This window comes from Spirochaeta dissipatitropha, from assembly GCF_054657935.1.
In genome coordinates this window covers 67868-91441 of sequence record NZ_BAAHXT010000014.1, presented here as the reverse complement: position 1 = coordinate 91441, position 23574 = coordinate 67868, and the positions used below count along the sequence as shown (strand labels likewise).

Sequence of the window (23574 nt, the reverse complement as noted above, 5' to 3'; positions counted from 1 at the left end):
TCGATTTCTTTCAGCTTGTCATTGGGGGCCTTGCAGCGCTATGATGGGCGAATGGTTGACATAAAGCACATTAAAGAAAATCTGGAAGAGCATAAAAAGAACATTGAAGCTCGCGGCATGAAGGCTGATCCTGAACGCTGTCTGGAACTGTATGAGCAGAAAAATCGACTGCAGGCGGAACTGGACAGTCTCCGGCAGCAGCGCAACGAAACTGCGGCAGCAATGAAGGGCAAACTCGAGCAGTCTGAGCGTGAGGTGCTGATCGCACGCGGAAAGGAACTCAAAAGCAGAATTCCTGAATGTGAACAGGACTTTGAGCGAGTAAGCGGAGAGTACATTACAGAGATGGAAAAGGTTCCGAATCTCGCCCACCCGGATGCTCCTATCGGAAAAGAGGACAAGGATAATCTTCAGCTCCGTACCTGGGGAACTATTCCTTCCTTCGATTTTCCAATCCGTGATCATGTCGAGATTGCTGCGGATCTGGATCTTATAGACTTCGAAACCGCTACCAGGGTATCTGGTTCAAAATTCTACTTTCTGAAAAACGAGGCAGTGTTCCTTGAGCTTGCTCTGGTACGTTTTGCACTTGAAAAATTACAGAAGCACGGCTTTACTCCTACGATAACCCCGGACATAGCCAAAGAGGAAGTTGTAGCTGGAATTGGCTTTCAGCCACGCGGTGAAGAAAGTAATATCTATGCCCTGGAAGGAACCGGTACCTGTCTTGTAGGAACTGCAGAGATTACCCTCGGCGGTTATCATGCCGGCCAGATTCTTGAGACGGATTCTCTGCCGATCCGGCTGGCTGGTATGTCGCATTGTTTCCGCCGTGAAGCCGGTGCCGCTGGTCAGTTTTCCCGCGGCTTGTACCGTGTCCACCAGTTCACCAAGGTTGAAATGTTCGTATATACCAGCCCTGAAGAGAGCGAGGCCGAGCATAACAGACTCTGCGCCATAGAAGAAGAAATCTTTCAGGAACTGGAAATTCCCTATCGTGTTGTGGATACCTGCACCGGAGATCTCGGGGCACCTGCATATCGCAAGTTCGATCTTGAAGCATGGATGCCTGGCCGCGGTGAAGGCGGTGAATGGGGTGAGATTACATCTACCAGCAACTGTACAGACTACCAGGCTCGCCGGCTGAATGTACGCTGCCGCGATGCAGAAGGAAAAACACGGCCGGTCCACATGTTGAACGGCACGGCAATTGCTGTCAGCAGAGCCCTTGTTTCAATACTTGAACTGTTCCAGCAGGCTGATGGATCTGTCAGGATCCCCGCAGCCCTTGTGCCCTACACCGGCTTTGACTGCATCAAGCCGCGCGGATAGCTTACATGTACGTCATCGCCGAGATTGGCACCGGACATAACGGCTGTCTGAACAAAGCAGAAAAGCTGATTCAGTCGGCCCGGGATGCCGGTGCGGACTGCGCCAAATTCCAGACCGTATTTGCCGATGAGATCGTCCCGGTCAATGTCGGCGATGTTCCACTGCCCGGGGGAAGCATCCCTTTGTATGAACGATTCCGTGAACTTGAGCAGAACGCTGATTTCTACCTTCGTCTGAAAGAAATCTGTGCGGCATACGGTATTGATTTTCTCTCCAGCCCTTTCGGACTCCGCAGTCTTGGAATTCTACTGGACATTGGTGCGGATGCTCTAAAGATAGCCAGTCCGGAACTGAACCATTTCCCGCTCCTCAGAGGGGCTGCTGAATCCGGTCTGCCATTGATTGTATCTACCGGTGTCTCCATGCTGCAGGATATAGAGCGGGCCCTGCAGGCCTTGTATTCTGCAGCTGCAGATGCAGAGCATCAGAATCCCCGAATCAGCCTGCTGCATTGCGTAACCGCTTATCCGGCCCCGGCTGAAGACTATAATTTACGCCTTATTCCGCATCTGAGCGCCCTTTTCGGCGTTCCTGTGGGGGTTTCTGATCACAGCCTTGATCCGGTACTTGTGCCGCTCCTGTCAGCCGCTATGGGGGCCTCAATAGTCGAGAAGCATATCTGTCTGAGTCATACTGATCCCGGACTCGATGATCCGATCGCGCTGGAACCCCGGCAGTTCAGTGAAATGGTCAGGGGTTTGAGGTTTGCCGAAGAGGAAGGTCCTGATGCAGCTTTGCAGAAGGCCAGGACTGTATATGGCAGTGAAACGGTAGATGCGGTATTGGGGACAGGACAGAAACTGCTTGCCGGCAGTGAGCAGGCTAACTACGGCCGCACCAACAGATCCATTCATGCACTGCGCGACCTGCAGGCAGGCAGCCGGCTGAAACCAGATGATTTTGCCGTACTCAGGACCGAAAAAATTCTGCATCCGGGGATTCCTCCCCAGTATGCAGAAACGCTTGTCGGTGTTCGCTTGAGCAGGACAGTGGATGCTGGACAGGGAATCCGCTGGGAAGATATCCTCACCCGCTGATTTCCCTGACTCAGCAGGTATTAATTGCTGCTCAGTTTGTTCCGCAGCACCCGGTGGAGAATCCCGCCGTGCCTGTAATATTCAACTTCAACAGTAGAATCGATTCGGCAGACAGCCTGGAACTCTGTTTTCTTTCCGCTGTCACTGATTGCCCTTATATCCAGCAGCTGTCCCGGCTTCACGGAATCGTCAACCATAATGTCATAGCTCTCACTACCGTCCAGTCCAAGTGTTTCAGCGGTTTCACCGTTCTTGAACTGCAGCGGCAGAATACCCATGCCGACCAGGTTACTGCGGTGGATTCGTTCGTAGGACTCGGCAATTACCGCCCGGATACCCATGAGAAACGGACCTTTGGCTGCCCAGTCACGGCTTGATCCCATTCCGTAATCCTTTCCTGCCAGGACTATCGCCGGAACGTTCTCGGCCTTGTAACGCATGCCGGCATCATAAATTGACATAGCCTCTCTGCTCGGGAAATACGTGGTTGCACTGCCGGTGGTCCCGGGTGCCAGCTGGTTACGGAAGCGGATATTGGCAAAGGTTCCGCGAGTCATGACCCGGTCGTTTCCGCGCCGGCTTCCGTAGGAATTGAAATCCTTTGGCTGAATACCGAGAGACTGCAGGTACAGTCCGGCTGGTGAAGATGGATCAATTGCACCAGCAGGGCTTATATGGTCGGTTGTTATGCTATCCCCGGCCTTCACCAGAACACGTGCCCCGGTGATTGCTGTAATCTGGCCCGGGTCAGCCTGCATTCCGGCGAAAAAATCGGGTTCCTGAATGTAGCTACTGGATTCTTCCCATGCATACAGGGCATCTGTAGCTACCGGAATTGCATTCCACTGCTCGTTGCTTTCTTCCAGTCCTGTATAGCTTTTGATGAAAGCGTCTCTGTCGAGAGCTTTATCTACAAAGCGGAGAATTTCTTCATCATCCGGCCAGATATCTCTGAGGAATACATCGTTTCCATTCGGGTCCTGACCGATCGGTTCTTTGTCAAAGTCAATATTGACAGTCCCGGCCAGGCCATAGGCTACTACCAGAGGAGGTGAAGCGAGATAATTTGCCCGCGTATGCGGATTGATCCGGCCTTCAAAGTTCCTGTTTCCTGATAGAACACCTGCGGCAACCAGATCACCCTGCTCAACTGCATCCGATACTTCCTTGGGGAGAGGTCCGCTGTTCCCGATGCAGGTCATGCAGCCGTAGCCGACAAGATAATATCCAAGCTCTTCGAGATACGGCATGAGGCCGGCGGTTTTCAGGTAATCCGTCACAATAAGCGACCCGGGAGCAAAACTTGTCTTGACCCAGGGCTTTGTCTTCAAGCCCTTCTCTGCTGCCTTCCTGGCGAGTATACCGGCACTGAGAAGCACCGAGGGATTGGAAGTATTGGTACAGCTGGTAATGGAGGCAATAGCTACATCACCATGTGTCAGTTCGGCTTCAGAGCCATCTGCCAGTCGGGTATGTACGCTCGTTGCCTGTTTTTCAGTCGGTATTGCAAAACCACGCTCTTCTATGGGGGCCCCAAGGGTCTGCTGCCAGTTCTTTTTGACATCCTTAAGGGTGATTCTATCCTGTGGTCTTTTGGGGCCGGAGATGCTGGACTCTACGCTTGAAAGATCCAGCTCAAGAATAGTTTCAAATTCCGGGTCCGGTGTATCTTCTGTTCTGAATAAACCCTGGGCTTTTGTATATTTCTCAACCAGTTCGATCAGCTCTTCCGGTCTACCGGTGCTGTACATATAGTCAAGGGTTTTCTGATCTACCGGAAAGTAGCCAACGGTTGCTCCATACTCTGGTGCCATATTGCTCAGAGTCGCCCGGTCCGGAACGCTCATGCTGGCAAGTCCCTGCCCGAAGAACTCGACGAATTTTCCGACTACGCCATGTTTGCGCAGCATTTCGGTAATGGTAAGTACGATATCTGTAGCAGTAATACCGGCTTTGACCTTACCGCTTATCCGTACGCCGACAACAGATGGCGCCAGCATGTAGATAGGCTGGCCAAGCATGGCAGCTTCGGCTTCAATTCCTCCAACTCCCCAACCAACAATACCAAGTCCGTTGATCATCGGTGTGTGACTGTCTGTACCTACCAGGCTGTCCGGGTAGGCCATGGGCACTTCCTGATCAGTATCAAGCTGAACAACCTTGCCGAGATACTCAAGGTTAACCTGATGACAGATGCCGCTGGCTGGTGGAACTACGTCAAAGTTGGAGAACGATGCCTGACCCCAGCGGAGAAATTCATAGCGTTCACGGTTCCTGCTGAACTCGAGATCGGAGTTCTGCTGAAGGGCCAATGGTGAATTAAATGAATCAGTCGATACGGAATGGTCGATTACCAGATTGACCGGCAGTTGGGGATTAATAAGTGAAGGATCCCCGTTCAGCCGTTGCATAGCACTTCTCATGGCAGCAAGATCGACAACACAGGGAACACCGGTGAAATCCTGAAGCAGCACGCGGGCTGGTGTAAAGGGGATTTCTATAGTGCCCGGGTTTTCGGGCTGGTATGCAAAAAAGTTTTCGGCATGCTCTCTGGTAACCTCAGCTCCGTTTATGCGTCGCACTACCGATTCCATGAGAATCTGGATAGAAAAAGGCAGACGCCTGGCAGCTGTCAGTTCATTTAGTTTTGGCAGACTGATGTAGCGGACCGGCCCTGTGGACGTAGAAAGTTCCTGCACTAATCCGAATTCATCGCGAAATTGATTTTCCATTTTTGACTCCTGCAAATCCTATACTACCGAAAACTGTACAGGACTTGCAAGCGTCATATCTATTCTGATCAGAGCTCGTAGAAATGCTCTCCAAGTATGTCGAGAATCAATTCCTGCAATTCCTGATCCCGCTCGATTGCGATAAGAGCTATATCGATGTTGCGTGCAAGTATTCCTACTGACTGGCCTCCGGGATGATCAATTACCGAATATGTTGCTCTGCGTCCCTGTAGGGCTGCGTCGAGTCGTTGCCGGTCTAATCCGAATAATCTCTGAAGATCAGCGTTTGGGTATGGATCACTGGAAGTATAAATGAACAAGGACGGAGCATGATCAATTCGGGCGAAGTCAGAAAGTTCTCTATATCTGACCGTAAATCGCAGCCCCCTTGGCTGGGATATTTCGTACATCGAATTGTTTACCAGAAAGAGAAAACGCTGATTAACATATAGCGGCACAGGGGTTTCGATAATCGGTTCGGGTTCTGGCTCTGGTTCAGGAATTACTTCGACTGTAATTTCTTCTTCAGGCAGAGAAATCTCTACAGGTTCTTCAGGGATTTCTGTGCTGGCACATGAAGAAAGCAGTAGCAGTGGCAGTAGAAACAGGACCAAGCCGAAAACATAACGGTGTTTAATTGATGCATTCATACGATGTATATCGGTTGATTAATCAAGCCCGTAAACAGGCAAAGCTGGAATTATATCGGGAGCTTTTTTGCAAAATTACATTTTGAAATTCGCTACTGATGCGAGGAGGAAATTGCAGGTAATTTTTTAATTTTCTCTATGGGTAAAAAAAAAAGATGCTTCCGGGGCAAAGGAGGCAACCCCGAAAGCAGATGTCACAAACTAATACCTGGCCGGATTCTGTTTCACTATTTATATAATAATGCATTTTTATGGTAAAAACCAGTCCGAGAGAAATAAAAATAAAGCCGGCCAGGTAGTAAAACCGGTAAGCAGTACGGTATGCAACCACACGATCCTGAGTAAGCCGCTGTACCCTCTGCTTCCTGCAAGCTGATGCCTGGCACTTGTTACTGCTCCAGTCAGAATGAGGCAGATCAGAATATATCTGAAAACAATAGATCCTGGCAGTAACTCCATTGGTATTGCGTCCGGCAGCCAGGCACAAGCCAGTATTATCAGCATACCTGCTGCAGCAAGGCTACCGCGCTTCAGGTACAGGCTTTGAGGATGGAATACATTCAGTATTGCCAGGAGCAGCCAAAAGACCAGCAGACCGGGGAATGCAGCCAGACTCCCGGCGAGAATAGATAGCATTATTGCGGCAAGAAACGTCAGTAGACTGGACGTAAGTGATTCAATCCGGTTTCCGTAATGAAAGACAAACAAGCTTGAGATGCTACTCTCTATTCCCCCGGAAACAGCTAAAGGCGAAGGATGAATAGCCAGCGTATACGCATGGTCTGGAATTCTGGAGAAAAACAGGGCTGCCGGTCTTGCGGGCGTTCTGAAGAAAAACGGCAGGGATTGATTTCTTGGTGATTGCAGCAATCTTGAATAATTATCAGGCCCCGGTGCTGCATCCTGGTCAAACTCCAGATAGAAGGCCTCCTGACCCTGTCTGCTATGTTTCGAGAAGGGAATCAGCAGTGAGGTATCCTGTGACAATGCAGTTCCAGGATACAATATCTGCCCTGTCCGGGCGGCGGCAATCTGATGTACGCTTGCCGCCATTACAATCTCATTTTCAAATCGGAGCGTGAGCAGACGCAGGCCTGTCTGAAACTGTGTAAGCTCGCTTTGCTGTACCGGAATATGCTGATACAGGAGCTGTACCTGTGAATCGGAAATCGTAATAACCTGCATTCCAGGATCTCTTCGACTGACCTGCTCGAAGAACAGATCCGGGGGCAGACTACTGTTCAAGGGAAAATTGAAGTCGGCATCCATGCTGCAAACAACCCTGAGCAATCCATCGGATATAATTCCAGCAGAGATAAATCCCTGATCGGTGCGTTGTCCCTCTCTCCAGAATACATATTTCTGGTCATTCTGAAAAACGATTCTCGGTTGAAGGAGATATCCTTCAGTGTGATATATCTGTATAGATTCATCTATTAAACGAAAATCAGGACTGAATCGATGAAGATATAGTGCCTTTGCACTCTGACGTATAGCACCTCGGTCCGGTCTGATCAGATATAGAATCCCCTGGGAATCTATATCTGCGTGCCAGTCGGAGAAGCGTTCTGAGACTGTCATATTTAGTATACAGTCTTCGGAACTGAAAACATGATTTTTATATAATCCTTCTCTTATTTTTTCGATCTCGATTATAAATATGCCGGCATTGTTTCTGGACGTGATATGTACGAGTGCGAGATCTCCAATACTGTGAGAGATCATATGAATACCGCGGACTTCGTATTGTGGTGCTACAGTGCCTGCCCCGAAGGATGAAATATCCATACTGTCTGTACGTGATACTTCAAGCAACCTGAGCTCTCTTCCTGGAGCCAGGACAAGACCTTTTACCGAATCAGTGCCTGTTCCATCGAGCCAAGTATACTGAGGATATATAATGCTTTCCTTTTCCGTGTAGTTGATGAAGATATCCCTTGATGAAATGCTCATCGGCAGGGCAAGCATAATCAACAGGATTCTTGCTGCAGTCCTGATCATGACAGACTCCTGCGTAAGGGACTGACTTCAGAAAGTATTCGAAGTGAACCAAGAAAGACCAGAAAAATGACAGCAGGGATTATGATGTCGGACCACTGGCCTCTTATGAACTGGTATCTGGCATCACGCATCAGCACGCCCCAGCCTTCTACGGGCATCATTGCTGAAGCTGATGGACCAAGGCTGTAAAGGCGCGCCAGAAAACTCATGTTAGCTTCAATAACGACTGCGTCACAGAAAAGACGTATAGCGTTACGCATCCAGAGTACTGACAGCTGGGGCAGCAGGTGACTGGTAATCAGTCCCGGCAGGGAGGCTCCAAGCATGCGTGAATATTCCATATACTCCATGTCACGGATTTTGTGTACTTCCCAACTGATTATCCTGTACATTCTCAAGGCTGAAATCACAGTCAGCGGAATCAACAATCCCCATATACTCCCAGTCAGCAGGCCTGAAAACATAATTACCAGCAGAACAGAGGGAAACATCTCCAGGAATCTTACTCCCGTTTCAAGTCCTTTTTTCCCGTACATCCCCTGCAGCACACCGCCTGCTGCACCGAGTAATGAACCTGCCAGGGCAGCTGACAGGGGAATGACAAGAAATCTTGCTGCGATAATGCTTCGTCCAAAAAGACTCCCTCTTTGCCAGAGTGAAGCCCACCATGAAAGATCAGCTGCTGAAGATCCTCTCATCAATGGTCGGAGCGCAACCCGTACAGGTACGAACCAGGCAGAAACAAGAAGGATCAGTACGGCAGCAGCTGCAACTGCAAATAGTGGTGAAATATCTTTCAGGGTCCATGCATAAAGATTCTTCTTCAAGCCGAGATTTACTGATCTGTGTCCGTTCCCTGAACTGATCGCCGCAGTTTTTCTTGATCTGTTCCCGCCAATAAGAACCCGGCAGATAATTACACAGGAAATGAACAGAAAGACAATTCTTTCGATTAAAAGTGGATTGAGAGACTGTGATGCAAAATCCCTGCCGAAAATCAATACAGCGATCTGACCGGAGAAGATCACTGCCAGAAGCATGCCGATCCGCTTGCGGGATGACTGCGTTGTCTGCTTGCTGATTTCAGGATACAGCATGCCTCTGAGCAGGCGGATCAGATACTGAAACAGTATGGAAATTACACCTAGATACGCCAGAGCACTTTGGGTTACCTCAGGAGCGTGAACAGGCTGTACCATCCCTCTTGCCTGATATGCCGAAACGGCAAGCGTCCCCAGTCCGCTATACACAAAAACACGCTCAACAAGAACCATCATGCTGATTAACATGGGCAGATATGCACCAGCTTGCAGAAGAAGCTCGTTGGTCAAGGGTCGGGAAATCTGGAAGCGGAATATCCCCTTTTTTGTCATACCCTGACTTATCAAGGTTTTGACAGCCGGGCTCTTTTGCTCGGTATCCATCTGCTGTTTTCCTGACACCGATAAGTGAACGATCATAGGCAGGGCCAGACTCAGGAAAGGTAGAATCAGATGATAGATCCGATTCAGGATCCGTGCTGACAAGTTCATGTCAATTGCATAATGCGATTCCACACCCCCTGCTGGCAATATACCGCTCGCGATTGAAACTGCCAGAAACAGCAGGCCGAGCCAGAATACCGGAAGCAGAGTAAACCAGCTGCTGAGTACTGTCAGTGCAGACCAGGTTTTTTTTAATCCGTAAATATAGACTCCTCTGACAAGTACAAATGATACAAGCAGGGAGATTATAAGAGCCGGGAGCAGAAGACTGAGCGAGTTGACCAGTCCGGGATAAATAAAAAGATTAACGCGTACACCGGAAGATGTGTAGCCAGTCCTGAACAGAAGAATGTCCCGGATATACATGTAATAATCATAAAAAACATGATACTGAGTCGAAGGTCTACCAAAGAGGAAAGCCTGAATCAGGTAGGTCAGGGAAAGAAAAGAAATGAGCAGAAAACTGCCTTCTGTCATTATCTGGAGGGAATTTTTCAGTCTATTCTTCCACATGTACACTTTCCCCGATAAATTTGCCCGGATCAAAATACCGGGCTGCTTCCACGAGTTTCCGTGTGTATGGATGCTTTGGTGTTTCAAGAATTTCTGTGACGCTTCCTTCTTCGATTATCCGGCCCTGTTCCATTACCACAATCCTGTCGCAGATCTGTACCGCTGCCGCCAGATCGTGGGTAACAAAAACTATACTCAAGCCTGTGGTTTCCTGTATTCGTTTCAGAAGCAGAAGTACCTGAGACTGAATTGATACGTCGAGGGAGCTGCTGGCCTCGTCAGCAAAGAGAATTTCCGGTTCCGTTGAAAGGCTCCGGGCGATGCTGGCCCGTTGAAGCTGTCCCCCGCTGTATTGAGAAGGTAGTCGGTCAAGATTCGCGATCTCAAGTCCGACTTTCCTGCATATATCCTGAATCAGTCCGGATCTTTCGGAAGCAGAACAAGTACCAAGTCTGAAAAGCGGCTCCTGAATACTGAACAGAATTTTCGAGGATGGCTGGAACGAGCGGAAAGGATTCTGGAAAATCATCTGAAGATTACTGCGCATGCCCTGGCGCTCACGGGCTGTCATTTCATGTACCTCTGCACCTCGATAGCGGATATCTCCTGAAGAATCAATAATACCGGTAACAGCCTTCAGCAGTGACGATTTGCCGCTGCCGCTCTCTCCGATAATTCCTGTAATCTGATTAGCATAGATGCACAGTGAGGTATCTTTCACGGCATGGAATGCCCCGTTGTAATTCACGTTCAGATTCTGTATTTCAAGTACTGCTTCTCTCTGTACTTCGGTGCTATTCTCATGATGTTTCTTCAGAAGTGGAACTGATTTCAGGAGAGTTCTTGTATACGGCTGTCCGGGATTGCTGAGTATATTGGCAGTGGTTCCCTGCTCTATAATCTGGCCATCTTTCATTACCATGATTCTCTGCGATATATGAGCGGCAAGTCCTATATCATGTGTGACCAGTATCATGGACATGTGACGCTCATGGCAGAGTTCTGACAACATGGAAACAATTTCAGTCTGGGTGCTCAGATCGAGTGCAGTACTTGGTTCATCTGCAATCAGTAAATCCGGTTCAAATAAAAGGGCAAGAGCAATCATAATTCGCTGAGCCATGCCGCCGCTGAGTGCTCGGGGAAATGCAGATAGAATACGGGACTCGGGTTTCAGCTGGGCTGCCGTCAGAGCAGTTTCAATACGTTTTCTGGAAATTGTGCGATTTGTGATTCCTGCCGAGCGCAGTCTCGATATAAAGTGCTGCTCAATACTTTGATGCTCGGTCAATGCTTTAACCGGATCCTGAAAGATATAGGATATATTCTTCCGTCTTAATCCAAGCAGGGCTTCCGGACTCATGTCCAGTATAGCATTGCCTTCATAGCTTACAGACCCCCTGCTGATTCTTCCTCCATAGTGCTCGATGAGTCGGGTAAGGGCAAGACAGCTCACTGTTTTTCCGGACCCACTTTCACCTACTATGGCAATCTGTTCCGATCGGTTTACGTGAAAGCTTATGTTGTCAACGGCGATAAAATCACTTTTACTCCCCCTTTTTCCGGGGAAGCTGATACTTAGTCCTTCGACGGACAGCAGAGGAACCGACATGATCAATCGTCGTCTGTTTCTACTATAATTTCTTCAACATCATCGACTTCCTCGACAACTGCGTCCTTGTACTCATCTTCCATGTTTTCCTGAGGTTTTTTTTCTACACTGCTTCCCTGAAAGAAGCTGTCCAGAGTCTTGAGTCCTGATTGTATTCCCTGTTCTGCAACATTGAAGAATCCCTTCAGATTCTCCGAGAATTCACCGCTTCGGATTGATTCGCCGGCTTGTTCGAATCCCTGCTGTACATTTTCTGCGGTATCATCAACACCATCACGGAATGATTTTTTGCCGGAAGCTACATCCGACCAGTTCTTTACGTTCTTGTATACCTGCTGCATGGGATCATTTTCACCGCTGGAAGCCCGCACTTGATCCCTGTATATTGCTGCCAGACCTGGTACTTCCCGCATCAACATCTGAAGCAGTGAACGTAAATACAATCTTCTCTCTTTTTTCTCTCTGCTGAGCGAATCTATTTCTTCGATCAGGCGTTCTGCTATCAGACCCGGAAGTTCCTGTCTGTCCTCCGAATACTGGGGAATTTCTCTTAACAGAAGGATTGCCGCCAGGTAATTTTTTTCTTCCATTAGCTTATTCAATCGATTACGTATCTCTGTTGCCATGTTTGCACCTTCCATAAGTGATTTTTATATCAGTCTAAGCTATAATTGCTGATTATGAAACTGAACTTCCATAAAATACTGTTTCTTGTTCTTTTTCTTTGCGGTGTAAGCAGCACGATCCTGAGCGAAGAAGCTGTATTATTCGGCTTTATGCCTGGTGACCGGATGACAATAACAACCAGGACCAGTGTGCGTCTGCATCTTAACAACAATTATCTGGGTTTCCGTTACGGAGAGGAAAGAATTGTTCTCGATGAGGTGCAGAGAATAGATCTTAATATAGGCGGAGACCTCCCCCCCGGAACGAGTTACAGGGGGAGCGCATTCCAGTTGTCTACAACCGTCCGTGATCAACGCCTTGCAGCCCGCTCTGTAAATGATGTAATCCCGATCGATCTGCATATATCCCATGACGGGAGATATTTCATACACAGTCCAGGAAATGCTGCGGCTGTACGATCAATACCAAGCTTTCCGAATGAAGAGCTCTCTCCCGGTGATACCTGGGAAGCATATGGCGAAGTTATTGTGGACCCCTTTCAGGATAATGCACTTACCAGAGTGCCGGTGTACATCGGCTATCGTTTTGAAGGTTTCGATACATATAATGGAGAGGATGCCGCTGTTATTTCAGCGCAATATGCATTGAGGTACAGACAGGGTCAGGACCGACACGGAGATCCGGAACTGAGTGCCATACAAGGTCGACATATTCTCCACATCTACATGTCCGCAGATGGTACCCGTCCTCTATTTATCCGGGATACCCTGGATGATAGATTTCAGTATCAGGATGGTACTGTAGTAACTATGAGCGGATTCAGATTGACATTTTTCGATACTCCTGCTTCGAGAAATACAACTGCTCTGCGGGAGCGTTTTGCTGCCAGACAGGATATTCAGGAACAGGAAAAGCCAGCGCCTGACCGTATACCTGAAACTGGCCCTGCAGTTGCCTGGGAGACTATCCCCGAAGCCCAGGCTGCTGATCAGATACGTATTGATGAGACCGAGCTTGGTATACGTCTCTCGTTGCCTGCACTGCGTTTCGTGGCGGATCAGGCACGCTTCCTCCCTGAGGAGCGCAATCGCTTGCAGAGCCTGTCTGAAAGTCTTAAGGAAGCCTTGCGTGTGAACCCGGACATTACCTTTCTTGTAGTAGGTCATACAGCTGACATAGGTCTTGCCGAAAATCAACTCAGACTTTCTGTTGAGCGTGCCGAGTCAATGGTCCAGGAGCTGGTTCAGCGCGGAATACCTGCAGACAGGTTTCTGTACACAGGACGTGGCGGCACAGAGCCTGTCGCAGATAATGATAGTCCTGACGGAAGGGCATTGAACCGCCGAGCCGAGATCTTTATTATCGAATAATGAATGATAAACTTTCGGCGGGGACAATCAGGAAGATTCACGGCTCAGTCTGGATTGTAACTGGATCATCTCGTGGAATTGGCCGGGAAACTGCTCGCGTGCTGCTTGAATACGGGGCATTTATTGTGCTTCATGGTCGCGATTCTATTGTGGTAAACACCACCGCGGACTCGCTTCAGAAGGACACCAACTGCCTGCGGAGCAACATCGAGATATGCACTGGTGATATATCGGACCCGGAGACAGCATCCAGGCTTGTCGACACTGCCAGAGAGCGCTTTCACCGACTTGATGGTATAGTTCTGAATGCCGGGCTGTCAATGAGAGGTTTATTTGAAGAAACCAGTCCAGAGGTCATTCGACAGATTTGTTCGGTCAATCTCATTGGAACGAGCTATTGTCTACAGGCAGCGCTTCCAGAGTTAAAGCAGAGTCGAGGCAGGGCTGTCATTGTATCCAGTCTTGCTGGAATCAGGGGATTCCCGAATACCGCAGTGTACTCCGCTTCACGCATGGCCCTGCTTGCACTGGCAGAATCTGTCTCGATTGAAACGCGTCACAGTGGAGTAAATATTTCTCTGGCAGCACTGGGGTTTACAGAAAACGATCCGGAAAAGCGGATTTTCAACGCTGCCGGTCAGCTGGTACACCACTCGAGATCTTCAGGTTCAACTCAGCGCCAGAGTGCCCTGGTAATTTTACGTGCTGCTTTTTCGAAAAAGCTGCTTCATGCAAGTACAGCATCAGGCCGTTTATTTCTTGCTGCCAATACCCTGTTCCCCTATCTGGTTGGTTTCTTACTGAGGAGGTCGGGTGGAAGAATTCACGGCAGGAAACGCACTGATCAGACGTAGGCCGAGAGCTCTGGATCTTTTGCCAGTGGATGTATCTGCTTCCGGTATTCCGAGTAGTTTTCGCCAGCATGGTAACTGGATCTCACAAGGGGACCGGAATGCACCTGCAGAAAGCCTTTTGCAAGGGCCTTTTCTCTCAGGGCAGCAAATTCATCTGGATGGTAGTATTTCTGTACTGGAAGCTGAGCCTTGGTCGGCTGCAAATACTGGCCGATATTCATCATTCCTACATTGTTGGCAAGAAGATCATCCATAGCTTCTTCGAGTTCTTCAATGCTTTCACCAAGACCAACCATGAGACTTGATTTGATTACTGCCGTTTTATCAATCTCGCCTGCGATTCGCAGAAAATCCAGACTTCGTTCATAAGTCGAGCGGGATCTCACCAGGGGGGTCAGCCTGCGAACAGTTTCAAGGTTGTGACTCATTATTTCTGCACCTGATTCCATGAGAACTGCAATTGATTCAGTTTTGCCCATCATGTCGGATGCCAGTACTTCTACGCTGGTCTGCGGTGACAGATTCTTGATTGCAAGCACGGTATTGCACATGATTCTGGATCCGCCGTCATTCAGATCATCGCGGTTTACCATAGTAATAACGACATGCTTGAGCTGCATTTCCTTGACTGCCTGAGCGACCTTTCGAGGTTCAGTGACATCGAGTTCTCCGGGCAGACCTGTTTTCACGCTGCAGAATCTGCATCTGCGGGTACATGTGTCACCGAGTATCATGAAGGTAGCTGTTTTATGCTGTCCCCAGCACTCGTGTATGTTTGGGCAGCGTGCTTCTTCGCAGACAGTATGCAGATTACCAGCCCTCATCTGCCGTTTGATACCGGTGAATCCGGCGTTGGTTTCAAGAGAAATTTTCAGCCAATCAGGTTTTTGCATGCCCATAATGTAGCCCCATAGGCCGGTGAAAGGCAACATCCATACTCGACAAGGAAGCATTAATCTAGTAATTTACTCGGCATGTACTGGCTTGTTAAAACTGAACCTTCAACCTTTTCCATACTGGATCTTGCTGCCAAGCCATTCCAAACCGAGCATTGGGATGGCGTTCGAAACTATCAGGCGCGCAATTTCATGCGGGATGATATGAAAGTAAATGATCTTGTTCTCTTCTACCACAGTAATTGCTCGCCGCCCGGTGTAGTCGGAGTCTGCCGCGTCGTTCGCGAAGGATATCCGGATTTCACGGCTCTTGATTCTGAAAGTAACTATTTTGATCCGAAGGCCAGTGCCGATAATCCCAGATGGTATATGGTTGATGTTAAACTTGAAGAAATATTTCCAGGCATCGTTTCTCTGGATGAAATGAAGAGTAACCCTGCACTTGAGGGAATGCGTCTACTGCAGAAGGGCAATCGATTGTCTGTACTCCCGGTTGAAAAGCATGAGTTTGCTGAGATACTGTCGATGGCCAATAGTGATTTCAGTGCAGGAGACATGTAATGTCAGTTTATACAGTCCATTCAGTCAGGCATCTCAGTTCTTCTGCATTTATTGTGAGATTTGACCGCAACAACATGCAGTTTTCTGCTGGTCAGTATATCACAGTAGGTATCGATAAGGATCTTCACGTTCGTGAGTACAGTATCTATTCAAGTCCAGAGGATGAGTATCTGGAGATACTCGTCAAGCTTGTTGAAGGCGGTACAGTGAGCAGAAAACTATACGGGCTCAGGGAAGGTGATCACCTGCAGGTTGAGGGACCGTTCGGATATTTTACTTTATCTGAGGACAATAGCCCTGTTTTGATGGTGGCCAGCGGTACCGGGATATCTCCCTTCCACAGTATGCTCAGTAATAATAAAAGCCTGAATTACAAACTGCTGCACGGGGTCAGATACAGTGAGGAAAACTATGACTGGCAGCTTTACCCTCATGAGCGGTTCACGGTTTGTCTGAGCAAGCCTACAGATAAAGATACCGGATCTTTTACCGGCAGGGTTACGGATTACCTGAGACAGAATCCTGTAAGTGATTTGACCACGAGATGCTACCTCTGCGGGAACTGTGATATGATTTATGAGGTTTTTGATATATTGCAGGAACAGGGGATCCCCTCCTCCCAGCTTCATGCGGAAGTTTATTTTTGACTGGTATTGAACTATATCATGGGCTATACTGGGTTATATGCAGGAAATCAGCCCCCAACAGATTCAACAAGTAGTACACGCGCTAAACCAGAATGGTATACAGACTGAAGCCATCTATGAGCCGATAGGTTGTAGTTTTCATCCGAGTCCACAGGACATTGTTGCAATGATCAAGGATCGAGATTCTTTTTTCGCAGCTGAATGTGGAATACATAAAGATGACTATATCGCCTGGAAGCAGTACATAGCTGACGGTTGCCAGTGCACCGCCCTGACCCGTAAGGGCATGCAATGCCGAAACAGGATCAGGAACTTCCAGGATCTAAGTCCTCAGAACTTTGTAAAGCGAAGAAAAGCAGATGATCTTCACTGCTTTATTCATTCTACAGGACAGGCTGATTGAACAGCACTGTCCTGCAGGATTTATTCAGATAATGATTCAGATTATGAAAAGGTAACAGCAGTTCCGTAGACCATCATCTCTGCAGCACCTGTCATGACCATGCTCGATGAGTATCTCACATTTATAATAGCATCTGCGCCCAGTGTTTCAGCTTCCTGTACCATGCGCTTGGTTGCGATTGCTCTGGCTTCGTTGATCATCTGTGAATATCCGGTGAGTTCACCTCCAAACAGGGATTTAATCCCCGCCATTACATCACGACCGACATGTTTCGTCTGAATCATGGAACCCTTCACTACCTGAATGGTTTTGCATTCCTTGTCTGATACAAAATCAGTATTTACTATAATCATCTTCTTTCTCCTTTTTCAGTTCTTTTATTCTAAGCACGAATGCTGTTATTACTGCTGCTGTACCGACAATGGGCCCGACTGCAACAACTGCTGCCAGCCATATCGGAGCATTAGACAAATGAATTACAGCCAGATAAAAGCCTCCGGTCAGTAATATACCTGCCAAAAGCAGTGCTGCAACTATAACTGCTGTCACATATTTATTCATGACAACCTCCATGACTACTAATACTGGTTACAAGCAATTCTATTCATGCTACAGTCGAAAAATATGCAGAATAACCCAGAAATAAATGCAGCCGAAGGTAGTGCTGATTTTGAGCAGCTCCGGCCAGAGTTGATTATACCGGCAGTAGAACAAGCCATCGGCATAGAACTGGATGGAACGATAAATCAATATAATAGTTATATTAACCGGGTTTATGAGGTCAGAGATGCTGCCGGCAAACCGTACATGGCAAAGTTCTACCGACCCGGCAGGTGGACAGATGAGGCAATTCTTGAAGAACATGAGTTTATTTTTGATTGTGCCGGTTCAGAAATACCTACGGTTGCTCCCCTGCGTGATGAGGATGGAAGCAGTCTGTTCAGTGTCGAATCCTCTTCCGATGAAAGATCTGTAGAGTTTTCTTTTGCCTTGTTTCCTAAACGAAGCGGTCGTAATTTTGATGCTGAATCCGATGATGACTGGCTCAGGCTTGGTGCACTTGCGGGTAGACTGCACAGTGTGTCAGCCATGAGGAATGTTGAAAACAGAATCAGCTGGACTCCTCGGGACATTCTGGATTCTTATGTCGCGGAACTCAGGGAAAGCAATTGTGTACACCCCGATCTGGCAAACGATTTCTTCGAACTGGTCGAATCACTTCTTCTCAAGATCAATGACGACTTTTCACAGCTGCCAAGATTCAGAATACACGGCGATTTTCATCGAGGGAATATTCTTGACAGATCAGAGGAAGGACTACTTCTCATAGATTTTGATGATATGATGCTCGGGCCTGCGGTTCAGGATATCTGGCTGCTGCTTCCCGAACGAGCGGAAGAATGCCCGAGGGAGTTCAATCTGATCGCGGAAGGTTACGAGCAGTTCCGCAGCTTTGATTACCGGTGGAAATCATATATTGAAGGACTTCGCCTGATGAGAATGATTTATTATCTGGCATGGTCGGCACGTCAGCGCATGGATAAAGGCTTTATTAGTGATTTTCCTTCCTGGGGAAGCAAGGCTTTCTGGATGAAAGAGATCGAAGATATTCATGAGCAGGCCCGGTTCATCTAAATTTTACACAATCAGGAGGAATAATGGCTCTGATCAGTTTAAAGGATCTCCGTCTGCGTTTCAGCGATGAAGCTTTGTTCGACGGAATTGATCTACATATACAGGAAGGTGACAGAATCTGTCTTCTCGGTCGGAACGGTGCCGGAAAATCCACTCTTCTTCGTTTAATGAATGGGCAGTACACTGCGGACAGCGGGGACTGTGCGGTGAGCAGAGAAATAAAGCTTCTGTATCTTGATCAGGAGTCAGATGCCGCATCGCAGGGCAAGGCGATAGACTACTGTCTTGAGTATGCTGCTACACGGGTAGATGCGGAAATTTATCTGAACCGCCTTGGCATTAATCCTGAAGATGATCTGTCCTTTTTGAGCGGCGGTGCAAGGCGCAGGGTTATGCTTGCTGCTGTTCTGTCCGGCGGGGCAGATGTCCTGCTGCTCGACGAACCAACAAACCATCTGGATATAGATACGGTTATCTGGCTTGAAGATCATCTCAAAAAGAACGCCAGAACCTTGGTAATGATAACTCATGACAGGGCATTTGCCAGGGCTGTGGGTAACCGTGTTGCCGAGCTGGATAGAGGAAAACTGTATAGTTTCGACTGTGGGTATACCGAATTCCTGCAGCGCAGAGATGAACTGCTTGCCGCAGAAAAGCAGCAGCGTGTTCAGTTCGACAAAAAAATGGCCCAGGAAGAAGCCTGGCTGAGGCGCGGTGTGAAGGCCCGGAGAACCAGGGATGAAGGCCGCGTACGGGCTCTTATGAGAATGCGTGATGAATACAGGCAGCGAAGGGAACGTCAGGGTAATGTCCAGTTCAGTCTGCAGGAATCAGGCCGTTCGGGCGATCTGGTGGCTGAACTTCATGATGTCAGTTTTACCTACCCCGGAGAAAGGGCTGCCGTTATAGAAAATTTGCATACCAGTATAATGCGGGGAGATAAAGTAGGAATTGCCGGACCTAATGGTGCCGGGAAAACAACCTTGATCAGACTGCTTCTCGGCGATCTGAAACCGGATACCGGAAGCGTCAGGCTGGGAACCAACATACAGACGGTGTATTTTGATCAGATGCGAAGTCAGCTGGATCCTGAGAAAACAGTACAGGAAAACCTCAGCGGCGGCGATGACCAGATCATGGTAAACGGAAAAGCCAGGCACATACATGCCTATCTGCAGGACTTTTTGTTTGAACCGGACAGAGCCCGGAACCCGGTTAAGATTCTGTCCGGCGGGGAGCGGAACAGATTACTGCTGGCAAAACTGTTTGCGCAGCCATCGAATTTGCTGGTGCTGGATGAACCGACCAATGATCTGGATATGGAAACACTTGATCTGCTTGAAGATCTTCTGCTTGAATACAGCGGTACGGTATTGCTCGTTAGTCATGACCGCGAGTTCCTTGATAATGTGGTCAGCGATTGTCTTGTTTTTACAGGCGATGCTGGATTTGAAGAGTATGTAGGCGGCTACAGTGACTGGCGTAACAGAAATCTGAATAATGTAGCTGTTGATAGTAATCTGTCACAAAACAGTAAGCCCCCCACTCAGGACCGTCCGCAGAGCCGTCAACGGAAGATAAGCTTCAAGGAAAAACAGGAACTGGAGACCCTCCCTGATCAGATTTCTGCACTCGAAGAAGAAATTTCAGTTCTTCAGGAGAAGCTTGCTGATCCAGAAGTATATAAAAACGATGCTGAACTGATACCGGAATACAGTTCAAAGCTCCAGAAAGCAGAGGCTGAACTCGAGTCTGCCTTTGAAAGATGGGACGAGCTTGAGCAGATAGCTCAGCAGGGTGTATAGTCAATATATGTCAGACATTATCATTGAACGAACTGCCAGAGAAACCGGAATCAGTATTGCGCAGGTCTCTGCGGCAGCTGAACTTTTGAATGACGGAGCAACCGTACCTTTCATTGCACGTTACCGGAAGGAGCGGACAGGTGGTCTGGAGGATGTCCAGATTATCAGCATTCGTGATTCACTTGAAAAGCTGAAGGAGCTGGAGGACAGACGGACGTTTGTGCTGAAAAGCATAGCCGACCAGGATAAGCTGAGTCCAGAGCTTGAAAAGGAAATTAAAGCCGCAGAAACAATGGCGCGGCTTGAGGATATATACCTTCCCTACCGTCCCAAACGCCGCACAAGGGCCAGTATAGCCAGGGAGCGGGGTCTGGAACCACTTGCTGAAATTATTTTTTCACAAAAAGGCTGCAGGCCGCCGGAAAAGGCTGTGGACTTCGTTAATCCGGAACTTGAGGTGCCGGATGTAGATTCTGCCCTTCAAGGCGCATCTGATATAATTGCAGAATGGATAAATGAAGATGCTGATGTTCGTACAGAGCTCAGAAGTCTGTTTGAAACCAAGGCGAAACTTATTTCTGTGCCAGCCAAGGGACAGGATACCGAAAAACTGAAGAGCGATTCCAAGTTTGCTGACTGGCTTGACTGGAGCGAAATCGCTGCTGATGCTCCATCCCATCGTATACTTGCAATCCTGCGTGGTAAGGCAGAAGGTGTTCTTGCTGTTCATGCGGTGCCAGAAGACGAAACGGCAATGAGGGCTATAGAGAGGCGTGTTGTCAAGGGCCGCAGCGAAGACAGCAATTTCGTCAGAACTGCTGCCGAGGATGCGTATCAGCGCCTCCTGAAGCCTTCACTTGAGAATGAGCTGCTGTCCAGACTCAAACAGCGGGCAGATTTTGCGGCAGTTCAGGTTTTTTCTGAAAATATAAGTGAACTGCTCATGTCACCGCCCTTCGGTCGAAAACCTGTTCTCGCTCTTGATCCCGGCTTGAGAACAGGATGTAAACTGGTCTGTCTGGATTCCCAGGGAAAACTGGTGTTCAATACGGCTATCTACCCTCTTCCACCCGGAAACAAGAAAGAAGAAAGTGCCGGAATCATCAGGGAACTGGTCAAGAAATTCAGAATCGAGGCCCTCGCTGTCGGGAATGGAACCGGAGGTCGAGAGGCTGCAGACTTCTGTCGCTCACTGCAGCTGGGGATTCCCGTGGAAATGGTCAACGAGAGTGGTGCCTCCATCTATTCTGCCTCGCAGACTGCACGCGATGAGTTCCCCGACTTTGACGTTACTGTTCGAGGTGCTGTATCTATAGGACGCCGGCTACAGGATCCAATGTCGGAACTGATCAAGATTGATCCTAAATCCATTGGTGTCGGTCAGTATCAGCATGACGTTGACCAGAAGCTTCTGAAAACCAGTCTGGACGATGTTGTTACTGGTTGTGTGAACAAGGTTGGTGTTGAGTTGAATATGGCCGGCAGAGAGCTGTTGCGTTCTGTTTCTGGTATATCCGACAAGATTGCCAAATCAATAGTGACGTTTCGAAACGGCGAAGGGGCTATAGCTTCACGGGCACAGCTGAAAAAAATACCGGGAATCGGCCCCAAGGCCTTTGAGCAGTGTGCGGGGTTTCTGCGCATCAGCGGGGCAAAAAATCCCCTGGATTCTTCCGCTGTGCATCCCGAAAGCTATGCGGTTGTTCAGAAAATGGCTAAAGATCTGGGATGCAGTGTGCATGATCTTATGAATGATGCATCACTCCGGAAAAAAATTGATCTTAAGAAATACATCAGTGATGATACAGGCATGCCGACCCTCATGGATATTATGGCTGAACTTGAAAAACCGGGCCGTGACCCGCGTCAGGGATTCGAGGAATTCAGTTTTGCCGATGGAGTAAACGAGATCAGTGATCTGCGTGAGCACATGCTCCTGCCGGGCGTGGTCACCAATGTTACTGCTTTCGGGGCTTTCGTTGACATAGGTGTTCACCAGGATGGTCTGGTTCACATAAGCCGGCTGGCTGACGAATTCGTCCAGGACCCTCACAAGGTGGTCAAGGTTGGACAGAAAGTGAATGTCCTGGTTCTGGATGTGGATAGTAAGCGTAAACGTATTTCTCTCTCGATGAGAAAAAGCGATCGCTGATTTCCGAAAGAGGTCAAAATATCAGAGGCGTATGATTTTTCTGTCAGCTCTCAATTTCAGCATATATAGTTTGTAACCATGCACAATTGCTGTTCGGGCTACTGCATAACCGGGAACGGCTAGCAGTAGCCCGAAAAATCCTGCGAGACTGCCAGCGGTCAGCAACACAAATATCACTGTGAGGGGATGCAGTTTCAGCTTTTTTCCCATTACAAGCGGGGATATGAGCTGGCTTTCCACTTGCTGAACTATAATTATCAGCACAAGAACCTGAAGCATTGTGACCGGAGAAATCAACAGAGCAACAACCAGGCCGGGAACCGTTCCGATTATCGGGCCGACATAGGGAATGAGATTGGTAACAAGAGCTACAAAAGCCAGCAACAAGGCATAATCAACTCCGATCAGCAGATAGCCCAGATAGACAAATGTACCGACGAAAAGGCTTACAATCATCTGACCCTGTACGAAGGCCGCGAGTGTTGCATTCATATGCATGAGAATTTCTTTACCTTCCGGACGGTATTCCGGAGGAAAAAAACGCATTATTGCATTCGGCAAATGATGACCGTCTTTCAGCATGAAGAACAGAATAAACGGCACTGTCGACAGAACAAGCGTAATACCGGTAACAAAGCTGGTGAAGGCCTGAAGATTTCTGCCTATACCCTTGTAGAGATCCTCTATAATCTCGGCCGCCCTCTCACCTAACGAGATGTCTGAAAAATCTGGAATGAAGCGTTCAACGAGTTCATGCTGCTGCAGGTTTTCGAAATAGATGCGGGCTTCGCGTACGAGATTCGGCGTGTTGTTTATTAATGTTTCGATCTGCCGGCTCAAAGGCGGGCCTGCCAGACTGACAATGAGTACGAGCAACAGTATCACTGCGATATAGAGTAGTAATATAGCCAGGGTTCTATGCAGTCCCAGACGATGCAGGAATGTAATAACCGGGTTGAGCAGATAAAAAAATGCTCCTGCAATAAGTACTGGCAGGAAAAGGGTCGAAAAAAGCACGATAATGGGTCTGAAAACGAATCCAATCTGAGTAGCCATAAAAATAGTGCTGAACACAAGAATCAGCTTGATACAGGTTCTGACGAGCGTGCTTTCGGTGAGCGGGGTTGAGGATTTGTTCGGTGGCAGCTGCTTTTGATCTTTCATCTACACTCCATGACGATAAACTGATTGTCTTTGCATCTA

Annotated in this window: 20 protein-coding genes; 10 read left to right on the top strand and 10 right to left on the bottom strand. The window is 48.3% G+C overall.

Features of this window, described 5'->3' with window-relative positions:
- The first annotated feature begins 51 nt into the window (after positions 1 to 51).
- Positions 52 to 1332, top strand: a complete 1281-nt coding sequence (gene serS, locus ACYQ2L_RS14750) for a serine--tRNA ligase (RefSeq protein ID WP_460057281.1) — start codon at positions 52 to 54, stop codon at positions 1330 to 1332.
- 5 nt (positions 1333 to 1337) lie between these two features.
- Positions 1338 to 2429: an N-acetylneuraminate synthase family protein gene (locus ACYQ2L_RS14745; protein WP_460057278.1), complete on the top strand. Its 1092-nt coding sequence runs from the start codon at positions 1338 to 1340 to the stop codon at positions 2427 to 2429.
- A gap of 20 nt (positions 2430 to 2449) precedes the next feature.
- Here the strand turns inward: ACYQ2L_RS14745 and acnA are convergent, their stop codons facing one another.
- From acnA to ACYQ2L_RS14715, 6 genes are all read right to left on the bottom strand, one after another.
- On the bottom strand, positions 2450 to 5161 hold the full coding sequence (acnA, locus tag ACYQ2L_RS14740) for an aconitate hydratase AcnA (RefSeq protein WP_460057275.1): 2712 nt from the start codon (positions 5159 to 5161) through the stop codon (positions 2450 to 2452).
- 68 nt (positions 5162 to 5229) lie between these two features.
- Positions 5230 to 5811: a hypothetical protein gene (locus ACYQ2L_RS14735; protein WP_460057272.1), complete on the bottom strand. Its 582-nt coding sequence runs from the start codon at positions 5809 to 5811 to the stop codon at positions 5230 to 5232.
- A 249-nt stretch (positions 5812 to 6060) separates the two neighbouring features.
- Positions 6061 to 7812, bottom strand: coding sequence for a hypothetical protein (locus tag ACYQ2L_RS14730; RefSeq protein ID WP_460057270.1), 1752 nt, complete (start codon positions 7810 to 7812; stop codon positions 6061 to 6063).
- Complete coding sequence (locus ACYQ2L_RS14725; RefSeq protein ID WP_460057268.1) at positions 7809 to 9809, bottom strand: ABC transporter permease subunit; 2001 nt, start codon at positions 9807 to 9809, stop codon at positions 7809 to 7811. Before ACYQ2L_RS14725 ends, ACYQ2L_RS14730 begins: the two co-directional genes overlap by 4 nt.
- Positions 9796 to 11421 carry an ATP-binding cassette domain-containing protein gene (locus ACYQ2L_RS14720; protein WP_460057266.1) on the bottom strand — a complete coding sequence of 542 codons (1626 nt, stop codon included), beginning with the start codon at positions 11419 to 11421 and terminating at the stop codon, positions 9796 to 9798. The genes ACYQ2L_RS14725 and ACYQ2L_RS14720 overlap by 14 nt, the downstream gene beginning before the upstream one ends.
- 2 nt (positions 11422 to 11423) lie before the next feature.
- On the bottom strand, positions 11424 to 12047 hold the full coding sequence (locus tag ACYQ2L_RS14715; RefSeq protein ID WP_460057264.1) for a hypothetical protein: 624 nt from the start codon (positions 12045 to 12047) through the stop codon (positions 11424 to 11426).
- Positions 12048 to 12101: 54 nt separating this feature from the next.
- Between ACYQ2L_RS14715 and ACYQ2L_RS14710 the strand changes: the two genes are divergently transcribed.
- A complete protein-coding gene (locus ACYQ2L_RS14710; protein ID WP_460057262.1) occupies positions 12102 to 13418 on the top strand; it encodes an OmpA family protein in 1317 nt (438 codons plus the stop codon).
- Positions 13418 to 14272 carry an SDR family NAD(P)-dependent oxidoreductase gene (locus tag ACYQ2L_RS14705; RefSeq protein ID WP_460057260.1) on the top strand — a complete coding sequence of 285 codons (855 nt, stop codon included), beginning with the start codon at positions 13418 to 13420 and terminating at the stop codon, positions 14270 to 14272. Before ACYQ2L_RS14710 ends, ACYQ2L_RS14705 begins: the two co-directional genes overlap by 1 nt.
- Here ACYQ2L_RS14705 and lipA read toward each other — a convergent pair.
- Complete coding sequence (lipA, locus tag ACYQ2L_RS14700) at positions 14263 to 15165, bottom strand: lipoyl synthase (RefSeq protein WP_460057258.1); 903 nt, start codon at positions 15163 to 15165, stop codon at positions 14263 to 14265. The genes ACYQ2L_RS14705 and lipA overlap by 10 nt on opposite strands.
- An 81-nt stretch (positions 15166 to 15246) precedes the next feature.
- On the opposite strand from lipA, the gene ACYQ2L_RS14695 reads away from it, so the two are divergent.
- The 3 genes from ACYQ2L_RS14695 to ACYQ2L_RS14685 are packed head-to-tail and all read left to right on the top strand — an operon-like array spanning position 15247 to position 16779.
- On the top strand, positions 15247 to 15729 hold the full coding sequence (locus tag ACYQ2L_RS14695) for an EVE domain-containing protein (RefSeq protein WP_460057256.1): 483 nt from the start codon (positions 15247 to 15249) through the stop codon (positions 15727 to 15729).
- A complete protein-coding gene (locus tag ACYQ2L_RS14690; RefSeq protein ID WP_460057253.1) occupies positions 15729 to 16376 on the top strand; it encodes a ferredoxin--NADP reductase in 648 nt (215 codons plus the stop codon). The genes ACYQ2L_RS14695 and ACYQ2L_RS14690 overlap by 1 nt, the downstream gene beginning before the upstream one ends.
- A gap of 37 nt (positions 16377 to 16413) precedes the next feature.
- Positions 16414 to 16779 carry a hypothetical protein gene (locus ACYQ2L_RS14685; RefSeq protein ID WP_460057251.1) on the top strand — a complete coding sequence of 122 codons (366 nt, stop codon included), beginning with the start codon at positions 16414 to 16416 and terminating at the stop codon, positions 16777 to 16779.
- Positions 16780 to 16820: 41 nt separating this feature from the next.
- Here the strand turns inward: ACYQ2L_RS14685 and ACYQ2L_RS14680 are convergent, their stop codons facing one another.
- Positions 16821 to 17132 (bottom strand): YbjQ family protein, encoded by a 312-nt coding sequence (locus ACYQ2L_RS14680; protein ID WP_460057248.1) that lies wholly within the window; start codon positions 17130 to 17132, stop codon positions 16821 to 16823.
- Entirely contained in the window at positions 17113 to 17340 is a 228-nt protein-coding gene (locus tag ACYQ2L_RS14675) for a hypothetical protein (protein WP_460057246.1), read from the bottom strand. The genes ACYQ2L_RS14680 and ACYQ2L_RS14675 overlap by 20 nt, the downstream gene beginning before the upstream one ends.
- Before the next feature lie 63 nt (positions 17341 to 17403).
- On the opposite strand from ACYQ2L_RS14675, the gene ACYQ2L_RS14670 reads away from it, so the two are divergent.
- From ACYQ2L_RS14670 to ACYQ2L_RS14660, 3 genes are read left to right on the top strand one after another with little or no spacing between them, the layout of a single operon-like run.
- Complete coding sequence (locus tag ACYQ2L_RS14670) at positions 17404 to 18414, top strand: serine/threonine protein kinase (protein ID WP_460057244.1); 1011 nt, start codon at positions 17404 to 17406, stop codon at positions 18412 to 18414.
- Positions 18415 to 18437: 23 nt separating this feature from the next.
- Entirely contained in the window at positions 18438 to 20219 is a 1782-nt protein-coding gene (locus ACYQ2L_RS14665) for an ATP-binding cassette domain-containing protein (RefSeq protein WP_460057242.1), read from the top strand.
- Positions 20220 to 20226: 7 nt separating this feature from the next.
- On the top strand, positions 20227 to 22371 hold the full coding sequence (locus ACYQ2L_RS14660) for a Tex family protein (RefSeq protein WP_460057239.1): 2145 nt from the start codon (positions 20227 to 20229) through the stop codon (positions 22369 to 22371).
- Positions 22372 to 22392: 21 nt separating this feature from the next.
- Here the strand turns inward: ACYQ2L_RS14660 and ACYQ2L_RS14655 are convergent, their stop codons facing one another.
- Positions 22393 to 23535 carry an AI-2E family transporter gene (locus ACYQ2L_RS14655; protein ID WP_460057237.1) on the bottom strand — a complete coding sequence of 381 codons (1143 nt, stop codon included), beginning with the start codon at positions 23533 to 23535 and terminating at the stop codon, positions 22393 to 22395.
- Between the last annotated feature and the right edge of the window lie 39 nt (positions 23536 to 23574).